General features: G+C 56.4%; 12 protein-coding genes. 11 read left to right on the top strand and 1 reads right to left on the bottom strand.

Going from position 1 to position 13049, the window contains the following annotated elements; genetic code table 11:
- The first annotated feature begins 23 nt into the window (after positions 1-23).
- From NPS29_RS00470 to NPS29_RS00460, 3 genes are all read left to right on the top strand, one after another.
- Positions 24-1220, top strand: coding sequence for an NAD(P)/FAD-dependent oxidoreductase (locus NPS29_RS00470; protein ID WP_274130044.1), 1197 nt, complete (start codon positions 24-26; stop codon positions 1218-1220).
- Positions 1221-1244: 24 nt separating this feature from the next.
- Positions 1245-2933 carry a thiamine pyrophosphate-binding protein gene (locus tag NPS29_RS00465; protein ID WP_274130043.1) on the top strand — a complete coding sequence of 563 codons (1689 nt, stop codon included), beginning with the start codon at positions 1245-1247 and terminating at the stop codon, positions 2931-2933.
- 68 nt (positions 2934-3001) lie between these two features.
- Positions 3002-4453, top strand: a complete 1452-nt coding sequence (locus NPS29_RS00460) for an NAD-dependent succinate-semialdehyde dehydrogenase (RefSeq protein ID WP_274130277.1) — start codon at positions 3002-3004, stop codon at positions 4451-4453.
- Positions 4454-4477: 24 nt separating this feature from the next.
- Here NPS29_RS00460 and NPS29_RS00455 read toward each other — a convergent pair whose 3' ends face one another.
- Complete coding sequence (locus NPS29_RS00455; protein WP_274130041.1) at positions 4478-5203, bottom strand: FadR/GntR family transcriptional regulator; 726 nt, start codon at positions 5201-5203, stop codon at positions 4478-4480.
- A 439-nt stretch (positions 5204-5642) separates the two neighbouring features.
- Between NPS29_RS00455 and NPS29_RS00450 the strand changes: the two genes are divergently transcribed.
- The 8 genes from NPS29_RS00450 (at position 5643) to tnpC (ending at position 13047) form a co-directional block, all read left to right on the top strand.
- Entirely contained in the window at positions 5643-6791 is a 1149-nt protein-coding gene (locus tag NPS29_RS00450; RefSeq protein WP_274130040.1) for a branched-chain amino acid ABC transporter substrate-binding protein, read from the top strand.
- A 146-nt stretch (positions 6792-6937) separates the two neighbouring features.
- Positions 6938-7876, top strand: coding sequence for a branched-chain amino acid ABC transporter permease (locus NPS29_RS00445; protein ID WP_274130039.1), 939 nt, complete (start codon positions 6938-6940; stop codon positions 7874-7876).
- 9 nt (positions 7877-7885) lie between these two features.
- A complete protein-coding gene (locus NPS29_RS00440; RefSeq protein WP_274130037.1) occupies positions 7886-9130 on the top strand; it encodes an ABC transporter permease subunit in 1245 nt (414 codons plus the stop codon).
- Positions 9127-9897 carry an ABC transporter ATP-binding protein gene (locus NPS29_RS00435; RefSeq protein WP_274130036.1) on the top strand — a complete coding sequence of 257 codons (771 nt, stop codon included), beginning with the start codon at positions 9127-9129 and terminating at the stop codon, positions 9895-9897. Before NPS29_RS00440 ends, NPS29_RS00435 begins: the two co-directional genes overlap by 4 nt.
- Positions 9898-9899: 2 nt before the next feature.
- The gene (locus tag NPS29_RS00430; RefSeq protein ID WP_274130035.1) at positions 9900-10616 is read left to right on the top strand and encodes an ABC transporter ATP-binding protein; all 717 of its coding nucleotides are present in this window, start codon (positions 9900-9902) and stop codon (positions 10614-10616) included.
- Positions 10617-10819: 203 nt separating this feature from the next.
- Positions 10820-11137 carry an IS66-like element accessory protein TnpA gene (gene tnpA, locus NPS29_RS00425; protein ID WP_274130034.1) on the top strand — a complete coding sequence of 106 codons (318 nt, stop codon included), beginning with the start codon at positions 10820-10822 and terminating at the stop codon, positions 11135-11137.
- Positions 11134-11469, top strand: a complete 336-nt coding sequence (gene tnpB / locus NPS29_RS00420) for an IS66 family insertion sequence element accessory protein TnpB (protein WP_274130033.1) — start codon at positions 11134-11136, stop codon at positions 11467-11469. Before tnpA ends, tnpB begins: the two co-directional genes overlap by 4 nt.
- Before the next feature lie 51 nt (positions 11470-11520).
- Complete coding sequence (tnpC, locus tag NPS29_RS00415; protein WP_274130032.1) at positions 11521-13047, top strand: IS66 family transposase; 1527 nt, start codon at positions 11521-11523, stop codon at positions 13045-13047.
- The last annotated feature ends 2 nt before the right edge of the window (positions 13048-13049 follow it).

The following is a 13049-nucleotide window of genomic DNA, read 5'->3' as shown; positions in this document are numbered from 1 at the left end:
CACGTATTTTAGAGATCCGAACCATGGCTACGACAGCTACAAAGCAACACTACGATGTCGTCATTGTTGGTGGCGCAGTGAACGGCAGTGCTACCGCTTATTTTCTGGCGAACAATCCGGATTTCACCGGTTCGGTGCTTGTGGTCGAGCGCGACTGGACATACGCGCAGTCCGCCACTGCACTGTCTAGCAGCTCGATTCGAGTGCAGTTCTCTAATCCGATCAACATCCAGATTTCGCGTTTCGGGGCTCAGTTCATTCGCGATTTCCCTCAGCTGATGGAGGTCGGGGGAGATCAGCCAGATCTCAACTTCAAAGAAAACGGCTACTTGTTCCTAGCCGACCAGAAAGGTTTTGATGTGCTTAAGCGCCTTCATCAGACGCAACTGGATAATGGTGCTCATGTCACGCTGATGGAAACCGAAGCCTTGATCAAGCGCTTCCCGTGGGTTAATCCTGACAGCCTGGCTGGCGGCACCTACGGTGAGAAAGATGAGGGCTGGTTCGACAACTACGGGATCATGAACGGCTTCCGCAAGAAGGCCCGTTCTCTGGGTGTCGAGTACATCGAGAACGAGGTGGTCGAAGTACTGCGCAAGGGCGATCGTGTTAGTGCCGTGACCCTGAGTAATGGTGACCGCATCACTTGCGATTACTTGGTTAACACTGCAGGCACTCGTGGGCCAGCCGTGGCGCGTATGGCCGGTTTGCAGATTCCTGTTGAGCCGCGTCGTCGCTCGTTGTTCGTTTTCGACTGTCACACACCGCTAGAAGGCATCGTGCCACTGACCATCGATCCAACCGGTGTGTTCTTCCGTCCCGAGGGGCATTTGTACTTGGGCGGCACCTATCCCAAGGTCGATCCGGAAGTTGCCTACGACGACTTCGACGTGCTGCATGACGAGTTCGAAGAGGAAGTTTGGCCGATTCTTGCAGAGCGAGTTCCTGCGTTCGAAGCCATCAAGGTAGTGAACTCTTGGGCTGGGCATTATGACTTCTGCGTTCTTGATCACAATGCGATCGTCGGCCCGCATAACGAGGTAAGCAATTTCCTCTTCTGCAACGGTTTCAGTGGTCATGGTCTGCAGCAGGCACCAGCCATTGGTCGGGGCTTGAGCGAGCTGATCACCTATGGCGAGTACCGCAGCTTGAATCTCGAGGCGCTTTCGTATGAGCGCGTTGTTGAAAACCGCCCCTTTTTGGAAGACTCGGTCATCTGACCGTGCGGCCCAATGGAGAACACAATGATTAACAAAAATCCCACATTGGCTCGCACCGGTGGTCAGGTATTGGTCGACGCGCTTCGTATTAACGGCGTTGATCGTGCGTTCTGTGTGCCAGGGGAGAGCTATTTGGCCGTGCTGGATGCATTGCATGATGCCAAGGACGACATCGATCTGGTGGTATGCCGCCAGGAGGGCGGTGCTGCTTATATGGCCGAAGCTTACGGCAAGTTGACTGGCAAGCCGGGCATCTGTTTCGTCACACGCGGGCCTGGTGCTACCAACGCATCTGTAGGGGTGCATACAGCGTTCCAGGATTCCACACCGATGATTCTGTTCATCGGTCAGGTAGCTCGTGACCAGGTTGAGCGGGAAGCATTCCAAGAAATCGACTATCGCCGCATGTTCGGCCAAATGGCCAAGTGGGTTGTCGAAGTCGACGATGCGGCTCGCCTGCCCGAGTTACTGAGTCAGGCGTTTCACCGTGCCACCAATGGTCGTCCTGGGCCTGTAGTCGTCGCATTGCCTGAGGATATGCTGACCGACGTAGTCAATGTACCCAACGCCGGGCCAGCCCAATCCATCGAAGCAGCTGCTGCCCCTGCTGCGCTGGAGCATCTGCAAGCCTTGATCGCTCAGGCGAAGCGGCCGTTGGTAGTTGTGGGTGGGGGTGGCTGGAGTACGCAAGCCGTCGCTGATCTCCGCACGTTCATCGAGAGGCAGAATCTACCTGTCGCCGCCTCGTTCCGTTGTCAGGATCTGTTTGATAACACCTTGCCGAACTACGCCGGTGATCTGGGCCTTGCAGCAGGGCCTGAACTGGTTGAGGCGGTCAAAAACTCTGACCTTCTGATTGTCATAGGTGCTCGTCTGGGCGAGATGACCACGGGTGGTTACGCACTTGTGGACATTCCTGTTCCCAAACAGAAGTTAGTGCACGTGCACCCCGGCATTGAGGAGTTGGGTCGGGTATACCAGCCCACACTGGCCATCAACGCGGGTATGAAAATCTTTGCGGCTCAGATCGCGCTGTTGCCTGCGATCAACCCGCAGGGACTAGCTGACTGGACGGCGCAGCTCAACCGTGGCTACCGAGCAAACTTTGAGTGCCCAGCTTCCCCTGGTGCGGTTCAGATGAGCGAGGTCATCGCGTGGCTGAACCAGAATTTGCCCTCCGACAGCATCCTCACATGTGGTGCCGGTAACTATACGGGTTGGGTGCATCGCGGATATCAGCACCGTACCTTCCGTACATTGCTGGGCCCCACCAATGGCTCGATGGGCTACGGTGTGCCAGCAGCAGTGGCGGCCAAGATCACGGAGCCGCAACGTACCGTAGTGGCCTTTGCCGGGGACGGATGTTTCCTCATGAACGGTCAGGAGCTGGCAACTGCTGCCAATTACGACGCCCGCCTCGTGGTCATTGTAGTCAACAACGGTATGTACGGAACCATACGTATGCACCAGGAGCGCAGCTACCCGGGACGCGTATCAGGGACTGAATTACACAATCCGGATTTCGCGATGTTCGCGCGTTCATTCGGCTTTCATGCCGAAACTGTAACGGCCACCGAACAGTTTTCCGAGGCCTTCAAGCGCTGCGTCGATTCGCAAAAGCCTGCTTTGATAGAAATTCAAGTCGATCCTGAAGCGCTAACGCCGAAGATGACTTTGAGTCAAATCCGCGAAAAGGCCCTCGCTTCGCGCTGATTTACCTCAGGCGGGACGGATTGATCGTCCCGCTTTTTTTCGCCTTCATTTTTTTAGAGCGCTTTCTCATGAGACTTGCCGATCCTGAACTGCTGCGTGAATTGTGTTACGTCGACGGAAGCTGGGTCGCCGCTGACAATCAGCAAACCATTGATGTCACCAACCCTGCCACAGGCGAAATAATCGGCCGTGTGCCGCGTATGGGCGGTGCAGAAACTCGCCGCGCGATTGATTCTGCTCAAGCTGCGTTGCCCGCATGGCGCGCCTTGACCGCAAAGGAGCGTGCCGCGCGGCTGCAGGCATGGTTTCGCGAGATCATGGCGCATCAGGAAGATCTTGCGCAGATCATGACTGCCGAACAGGGCAAGCCTTTGGGGGAGGCGCGGGGCGAAATCGCTTTCGCTGCAGCCTACGTCGAATGGTATGCCGAGGAGGGCAAGCGTCTGTATGGCGATGTGATTCCTTCGCCCCATTCCGATCGCCGTCTGATTGTGACTAAAGAGCCAATCGGCGTCTGCGCAGCGATCACGCCGTGGAATTTTCCGGCAGCTATGATCACTCGCAAGGCGGCCCCGGCACTAGCAGCGGGCTGCACCCTGATTCTTAAACCTGCTTCTCAGACGCCTTTAAGTGCTTTGGCTCTGTGCGTGCTTGCTGAGCGTGCAGGGATTCCGCGCGGCGTCCTGAGTGTAGTTACCGGCGACTCAGGTGCCATTGGGGGTGAGCTGACCTCCAGCCCCGTGGTGCGTAAACTGTCCTTCACCGGCTCCACGCCGATCGGCATTAAGCTGCTTGAGCAGTGCGCCGCAACGGTTAAAAAAGTCACCATGGAACTGGGTGGCAACGCTCCGTTCATTGTCTTTGATGATGCGGATCTCGACGCGGCGGTTGACGGTGCGGTAATCGCCAAATTCCGGAACTCGGGGCAGACATGCGTGTGTGCAAATCGCTTCTATATCCAGGATGGCATCTATGAGCGGTTCGTCGAAAAATTCGCTGCAAAGGTGCGAAGCCTGGTGATTGGCAATGGTGCAGAGGCTGCGACTCAAGTCGGGCCAATGATCGATAGCAAGGCAGTTTCCGGAGTCGAAGCCTTGGTGCGAGAAGCTCAAGAGGCCGGTGCTCGTGTCATTACTGGAGGAAGGCGGCATGCGTTAGGTGAGGCCTTTTACGAGCCTACACTGCTCGGTGATGTCACCGGCAGCATGCGTGTCGCCCAAGAGGAAATTTTCGGCCCAGTGGCCCCATTGTTCCGCTTCCATACGGAAAATGAGGTGATTGAGCAGGCCAATGCCACCGAATTCGGGCTCGCGTGTTATGTCTACGCTCGGGACGTGGGACGCGTATGGCGGGTGTCCGAAGCACTTGAATACGGGATGGTCGGTGTCAACGTCGGGGTACTGGCCACGGAGGTGGCGCCGTTTGGCGGCGTCAAATCTTCCGGGCTGGGTCGTGAGGGATCGCGCTACGGCATTGAAGACTACGTGGAAATAAAATACGTATGCCTCGGTATAGGCTGATCAGGGGAGGGGGCAGGGCGGAGATCATTCTCCGCTCTGTACAAGGCGCTGGTAGCGCGACAGGCTTTCTTCCAAATGCTTGCGTAATGCTGCACGCGCGGCGCTGACATCCCCCATGGTAATCGCCGTCAATATTGCACCGTGTTCCCGGCCAATCTTCTTAATATGCGCTAGGCGGCTCTTGCCGGTGGACTGACCATGCTTGAGATGTAGATCGAAAATTATGTCCGGGCCAAGGGCTTCGAGCAGCTGGGTGAAATGTGGATTGTTGGTCGCGCGTGCAATGGCCAGATGAAATTCAAAGTCGGCCTTAGCTTCGGCTTCCAGATCTGTACCATCCAGTGCGTTGAAGCGGTCGAAAGCATCGGTGATGTCGGCCATGCTGGTCGGGCTGCGACGTTCTGCAGCTCGGGCTACGGACTCAGTCTCGATCCCCAGGCGAAGTTCCAGCACCTGAGCGGCTGCGCGCACGTCATCGGCTGCCGTGCTTAGGGCGTAACCGATACGCTTAATGTCCTGCTCGACGACGAACACCCCTACGCCTTGCCTGGCGATCAGGCGTCCGCCAAGGCGCAACGATGCGACTGCTTCTCGGATCACCGGGCGGCTGACGTTGAACTCTTTGCACAGCTCTTGCTCGGAGGGGAGTTTCTCACCTGGGCGATAGGTGCCCACATCAATGCGATTCGACAATTCGCGAATCACTGTCTCGGCAAGATTGCCTCTACGCGTACCAGTCGTCGCGTCCATCGTCGTTGCTCCTAAAAATGCTCATCAAGGAATGAATGGTTGAACTGCTGAGTGGGCTTCGTCAAATAGTTGCGAACCTCGAATTATTTAGCAAAAACCGCCCGTAAATTCAGGCGGTTGCCTATCCCGTATGTTATCAAACAACTGACCTCACATGGTGCGGCACGCATCTTTTCCCTCGAATCATGCATCGCATTTGTGCAGATTTCTCTACCCCGAAATTCTTCATGTGCAATTTCGCTGGTGCGAAGCGCACGCCCATTGACAGTTGCCTGCTGACTGTTATCTTACAAGTGAAGGCGACAGTCATGGTGCCTGAATGCAGTGAGATGTCCGGAATAAGATCTGGCGGCCGTAGCTGGAGCCAGATGTGGAAAAAAAGAAGATTTGCACGCCAACGTGCTCAATTCGTTTGTCCGTCGGTTTCTGGGAGGGGTATATGCACAAGAACAACCTGATTCACACAGCACTGGCGTCCGCTTTTTTGGTCGCGCTGAGCACCGGCGCAGCGTATGCGGCTGACACCGAGCTCGTTAAGATTGGTTTTGCTGGCCCTCTAACCGGGCCGTCGGCGCACCAAGGTCTTGACGTAGAACATGGCGTCAGCATCGCTATCGAAGAGGCAAATGAACAGAAACTGAAAATCGGTGACAAAGTCGCTGAATTCAAATTAGTGTCGGAAGACGACGTAGCTGACCCCCGTACTGGGACTGCCGTGGCGCAACGTCTGGTCGATGCAAAAGTAGCTGTTGTCATCGGACACTACAATTCGGGAACCAGTATTCCGGCCTCGAAGATCTATGGCGACGCCGGGATCCCGCAGATTTCTCCATCGGCCACCAACCCGGCACTGACCCGTCAGGGCATCAAGTCGGTGTTTCGCGTGGTGAACGACGACGCCACGCTGGGCCGTTACGCCGGTAACTATCTGGTCAATAAGCTTGGCGCCAAGCGCATTGCGATTTTCGACGATCGCACCGCCTACGGTCAGGGCCTTGCTGATGAAGTGAACAAGGCCGTCAAAGCCGCGGGCGGCAACGTTGTTGTGCGTGAGTACACCAACGACAAAGCCACCGATTTCAACGCCATTCTCACCACTGCGAAAGCCCAGCAGGTCGACGCCGTCTTCTTTGCGGCCCTTGATTACCAGGCCGCGCCGATGGCCAAGCAGATGAAGAACCTGGGCATTAAGGCCAAGTTCATGAACATCGGCAATTTGCCCAATGACGAGTTCAAGAAAATGGCTGGCAGCGCCGCCGAAGGCGCGTATGCCTGGAACTACGGCACGCCGCTACAGGACATGCCTAAAGGCGCGGCGTTCGAGCAGAAGCTCAAGGCCAAGTATGGAGTAGGGGTGGTGCAGTCATCTCCTGCGGCATATGACGCCACCTGGGCGGCCATCAACGCGATGGTCAAGGCGCAGTCGGACGATCCGGCCGTTTACCTGCCTGTGCTGAAAAACTCCAGCTACGACGGCGTAACCGGAACCATCGCGTTCGATGACGCTGGCAACCTGAAAAACGCTGCAGCGACCATCTTTCAGTTCGAAAGCGGCAAGTGGAACACCCTGTCGGTAGAGCGCGACTGAGCCTTTATTTGCCCACAGAACCACAAGCGGGCCGCGAAGGCCCGCGACTACAACAAAAAGACTTTTTCTGACCTGCCCTGAATGTCACCGCGTTGCTTTCATCCGCTCCGGCAGGTGGACACGTCGCAGCTCTGAGGATTCACCAAGTGGAAGCCACTCTCAATATCTTGTTGCAGCAAGTTCTTAATGGCTTGGTGCTCGGTAGCATCTATGCTCTGGTCGCACTGGGTTACACCATGGTGTATGGGATCATTGGACTGATCAATTTTGCACATGGCGAAATCGTCATGGTGGGCGCCATGGTAACGATCTCTGTTCTTACCATGCTCGCCGGATTTGGATTCGCACCGGGGGTTCTTACTCTGCTGCTTGCCATCATGATCGCAGCGATCGTCTGCATGCTCATGGCACAAGGGATGGAGAAGTTTGCCTATCGGCCATTGCGAAAGGCCCCAAGGCTTACCCCTCTGATTCTGGCGATTGGGATCTCAATCTTCCTGCAGAATCTCGCGATGATGATCTGGGGGAGGGGGTATAAGACTTTTCCCGAAGTTGTTGAGACTCAGCCCATCGACATTTTTGGTGCCACGATCACGAATGTCCAACTGAGCATCATGATCATTTCAGTGTGCATCATGGTCGGCCTATGGCTGCTTGTCGATAAGACCAAGCTGGGCAAGGCCATGCGAGCCACTGCACAGAATCAGGAAGTGGCGGGGTTGATGGGTATCAACATCAACCGAGTGATTTCGGCGACCTTTGTGATCGGCGCGTCGCTGGGCGCAATCGCGGGAGTAATGCGAGCTGTCAACTATGGCCAAGCGGATGCGTACATGGGTTTGTTGCTGGGACTTAAGGCATTCTCGGCTGCCGTATTAGGCGGTATCGGTAACCTGTTCGGCGCCATGCTTGGCGGGCTGCTGCTAGGTCTGATCGAATCATTGGCCGCAGGCTACACCGGCCAGGTAACTGGCGGGTTCCTGGGCGCGAACTACCAGGACATCTTCGCGTTCATGGTGTTGATCATGGTCTTGCTCTTCCGGCCAAACGGCCTGATGGGTGAGCGCATGGCCGATCGCGCATAGGAGCCCGGTATGAAAAATCAACATGCTCAATATGCCCTGCTTATTCTCGCGTTCATTGCGCTACCTTTCGTAGTAGATGCCATCCCATTTTTAGGGGCCACGTGGGTACGTATTCTCGGCTTTGCGATGCTTTATGTATTGCTCGCACTAGGTCTGAATATCGTGATTGGTTACGCCGGTCTGCTCGATATGGGCTACATCGGGTTTTACGCATTAGGGGCCTACCTGTACGCATTGCTCTCTTCGCCACATTTGAATATGGCGGGCTTGGTCGACGGCGTGCTCAATTGGCCCCTCTGGGTCATCATCCCGCTCTCGGCATTTGTCGCGGCAATCTGCGGAGTGCTGATCGGCGCGCCGGTGCTCAAATTGCGCGGCGATTATCTGGCCATCGTGACCCTAGGTTTCGGCGAGATCATCCGGATCTTCATGAACAACCTGGATCAGCCGGTGAATATCACAAATGGCCCTCAGGGGATCTCCGGGATTGCCCCCCTGCACATCGACGGCGGCGCCTGGAGCTACGCCCCCGGCAGCGCACCTGAGGCGATAGTGTCGCTACAGACCAAGTGGAGCCTGTTCGGCCTCAACGTCTCGCCGGTCATCAGCTACTACCTATTTTTCCTGGCAGTAGTGATCCTTTCAATCATTCTCTCCAAGCGCTTAGAGGTTTCGCGTATTGGTCGCGCTTGGATGGCATTGCGGGAGGATGAAGTGGCGGCTGAGGCGATGGGACTGAACAAGCGCAATCTTAAGCTGCTGGCATTCGCCATGGGCGCCACCTTTGGCGGTGTCTCGGGGGCGTTATTCTCGGCCTATCAAGGGTTCGTCAGCCCGGAGTCGTTCACCCTTATGGAATCGATCATGGTGCTGGCAATGGTCGTACTCGGCGGCATGGGGTCAATTCGGGGTGTGGTACTAGGTGCGCTTATCCTGTCGATCATGCCGGAGATGTTTCGCGATCTGGTGAACTGGATTCAGCCATTCGTAATGGACAACGTCACGTTCATTAGCCGCGAGGTATTGCGGAACATCCTTGATGCGTCGACGTTACGGATGTTGGTTTTTGGTCTGGCTCTGATCCTGGTCATGCGTTTCCGACCGGAAGGTCTATGGCCGTCCAACCGCAGACGTGCGGAGCTGCATGAGGAGAAAGCAGATTCAGTAACTGCTGAGCCGGTGCTAGATACTGCTATCGAGCACGCAGAGCCAGCGCAAGCCGAATACCGACTGAACGAGGCAAATAAAGTATGAGTGACGTACTGCTAGAACTGCGCTCAGTCAGCAAATTCTTCGGAGGCCTGCAAGCCCTACATGGGATCGACCTGAGTATTGGACGTGGCGAAATCCGTGGCTTGCTTGGGCCCAACGGTGCTGGTAAGACCACGCTTTTCAACGTGCTCACGGGCCTATATCAGGCGGAAGAGGGCAAGGTCACTTTTAACGGTAAGCCGCTTCGTATCAGCAAGCCTCACAAGGTTGTGGAGGCGGGCATCTCTCGTACCTTCCAGAACATCCGCTTGTTTCACAACATGACCGCGTTGGAAAACGTGATGATTGGCCGACATGTACGAACCAAGAGCGGCGTGTTTGGGGCCATTTTTCGCACTCCAGGTTGCGTTAGGGAGGAGCGGGAGATTTACGAGTCGGCACGCTATTGGCTCAACTACGTCGGTATCGGGCGCTTCGCTGATGAGCTGGCGAAGAACCTTTCATACGGCGATCAGCGCCGCCTGGAAATCGCACGAGCCCTTGCCACCGAGCCGCTTCTTGTCGCTCTCGACGAACCTGCAGCCGGGATGAATGCCTCTGAGACCGAAGGTCTTCGCCAACTGATGTGCAAGATGCAGGCTGACGGCAAGACAGTGCTCCTGATTGAACATGATGTGAAGCTAGTTATGGGCTTGTGCGACCGGGTCACTGTACTGGAGTTCGGAAAAAAGATTGCCGATGGGCTGCCAGCGCAGGTGCAGAAGGATCCTCGGGTCATCGAAGCATATCTAGGCACGGAGACCGCTTGAACATGAAAAATATTCTTCAGGTAAGCGACCTCAAGGTGTCTTACGGCGCTATTCAAGCCATCAAGGGCATGGATTTCCATGTAGGAGAAGGTGAGATGGTCGCTCTGATCGGTGCAAACGGCGCCGGCAAGACTACTACCCTCAAAACCTTGGCCGGGTTGCTGACGCCCAGTTCAGGACAGATCATCTTCGACGGGAAAGCCCATTCAGGGATTAAGAGTTACGACTTGATCCGCGAAGGTTTAGCTCTGGTGCCGGAGGGAAGGGGCATCTTTCCACGGCTCACTGTGTACGAAAACATGGAAATGGGTGCCTTCTCTAGAACGGATAGTAAAGCCTCGATAGAAGCCGATATCGAGCGCATGTTCACTATCTTTCCTCGACTCAAAGAGCGTGCATTCCAGCTCGCAGGGACTATGTCTGGCGGCGAGCAGCAGATGCTTGCGATCTCTCGGGCGCTAATGGGCAAGCCTAAGCTCTTGCTTCTTGACGAACCATCAATGGGGTTAGCGCCCATTATCGTTCAAAAGATTTTTGAGACTATTCGGGAAGTGTGCAAAACCGGTGTCACGCTGCTGTTGGTGGAGCAGAACGCCAAGCTGGCTCTGCAGACTTGCCAGCGGGCCTATGTAATTGATGGAGGACGCATTGCCCTCGAGGGGCAGGCGGCTGAGCTTTTACACGACGAACAGGTTCAGAAAGCATATCTGGGTGAATGACGTACTTCTCCAGTTTTGCCCACATCATCTGGGTTGACGGATGTTGACTCGGTGATGGGAGCCAGGAGCCTTGGAGTATGAGGTATGAATATCTATCAAAGAAGTAACCGTCCGGCCAAGTCACCTACCGAACTCCAGCATTAAGGGCGATGGTGTCCGCGTATTTTTAAGCGGACGCGATCGCCCTTATCGCCAGGATTTCCATGCGCCAACGAAGCTCTTACCCCAAACCATTCAAAGCCCAGGTCGTCCAGGAATGCCTGCAACCCGGAGCGACAATTTCCAGTGTAGCTATCCATCACGGCATCAATGCCAACGTGATCCGCAAGTGGCTACCGGCTTACCGAGATCAATCGCCTGCAACCTTGCCGGCTTTCGTTCCGGTAACAACGGCACCAAGGCGAGCATCAGAAGAGATGGTGATCATCTCGCTGCCTCTGGGCGATAAATCCATCACCGTAAAATGGCCAGCCTCAGATCCGGACGGCTGTGCGTGTTTTATTCGTGGCCTGGCCCGATGATTCGTGTCGATGTCATCTGGCTCGCCACCGAGCCCATGGATATGCGCGCCGGCACTGAGGCCGCGTTGGCCAGAGTGGTCGCGGTGTTCGGTGCGGCGAAGCCGCACTGCGCTTACCTCTTTGCCAACCGCCGGGCGAACCGGATGAAAGTCCTGGTGCACGACGGCGTCGGTATCTGGCTGGCGGCACGGCGCTTGAACCAAGGTAAGTTTCATTGGCCAGGCCTCCATCGTGGAACGGAGGTCGAACTCGACCCCGAACAACTCCAGGCGCTGGTACTTGGATTACCCTGGCAACGAGTCGGTGCGGGCGGCGCAATCACATTGCTTTAAATGCTGCCTTTTAGCTGAAGCGGTCGGGCTGCTTTGGTAAAATCCCCGCCCATGACTTCCTTGCCCGTTCTCGACCAAATGACTCCCGAACAACTGCGCGCACTGGCTGCGCAGTTGATGTCCAAGGTCGACACCATGGGCCGAAAGATCCATCGTGATGAAACGATCATTGAGCAGCTCACTCACGAGATCGCCGTCCTCAAACGGCACAAGTTCGCCAAACGCAGCGAGCAGATCAGCCCGGCGCAAGGCAGCTTGCTTGATGACCTGCTCAATACCGACCTCGAAGCCATCGAGGCCGAGTTAAAAGCCCTTCATCCAGCGCCCGCAGAGACAGAACCGCGCCAGCGACCCAAGCGGGCGGCGCTGCCGCCGCAGTTCCCTCGCACTGTGATCCATCACGAACCGGACAGCACTCAGTGCGCGTGCGGCTGCCAGCTTCAGCGCATCGGTGAATACGTCAGCGAGAAGCTGGACTACACGCCGGGCGTGTTCACGGTGGAGCAGCACGTTCGTGGGAAATGGGCCTGCCGACAGTGCGAAACGCTGATCCAGGCGCCGGTGCCGCCGCAAGTAATCGACAAGGGCATCCCCACTGCGGGCCTGCTGGCCCACGTGATGGTCGCCAAATTCGCCGACCACCTGCCGCTCTATCGACAGGAAAAGATCTTTGGCCGTGCCGGCCTTGCCATCCCGCGCTCGACACTGGCGCAGTGGGTGGGCCAAACCGGCGCGCAGCTTCAGCCGCTGGTTGATGTGCTGCGAGAAGCAGTACTGGCCCAGCGCGTCGTGCACGCCGATGAAACGCCGGTACAAATGCTGGCACCCGGCGAGAAGAAAACCCACCGCGCCTATGTCTGGGCTTACAGCAGTACGCCGTTTTCGGCCCTCAAGGCCGTAGTCTACGATTTCAGCCCCAGCCGTGCAGGCGAACATGCGCGTAACTTTCTGGGCGCATGGAACGGCAAACTGGTCTGCGATGACTTCGCCGGCTACAAGGCCAGCTTCGAGCTGGGCATCACGGAAATCGGCTGCATGGCCCATGCGCGCCGCAAGTTCTTCGACCTGCATGTAACTAATAAGAGCCAGTTGGCTGAGCAGGCGCTTCACTCGATTGGCGGGCTATACGAAGTCGAGCGACACGCCAAGGAAATGAGCGACGAAGACCGTTGGCGATTACGCCGGGAAACAGCAGTGCCCATCGCTGAAAAGCTGCATGAGTGGATGCTGGCCCAGCGTGAACTTGTGCCCGAGGGTTCGGCCACAGCGAAGGCTCTGGATTACAGCCTCAAACGCTGGGTAGCGCTGACGCGCTACCTGGCAGATGGTGCTGTGCCCATCGACAACAACCAGATCGAGAACTTGATCCGGCCGTGGGCGCTCGGGCGTTCAAACTGGTTGTTTGCCGGGTCGCTGCGCAGCGGCAAGCGGGCGGCGGCAATCATGAGTTTGATCCAGTCAGCGCGCATCAACGGGCATGATCCGTATGCTTATCTCAAGGACGTGCTGACACGGTTGCCGACGCAGCGGGCCAGTGAGATCGAGAAACTGCTTCCGCATAAGTGGCAGTTGGTTTAATC

This window comes from Pseudomonas putida (assembly GCF_028682175.1).
GTDB classification, from domain to species: domain Bacteria; phylum Pseudomonadota; class Gammaproteobacteria; order Pseudomonadales; family Pseudomonadaceae; genus Aquipseudomonas; species Aquipseudomonas putida_AD.
The sequence above is the reverse complement of the archived record's forward strand: the minus strand, read 5'-3'. Positions and strand labels throughout refer to the sequence as shown.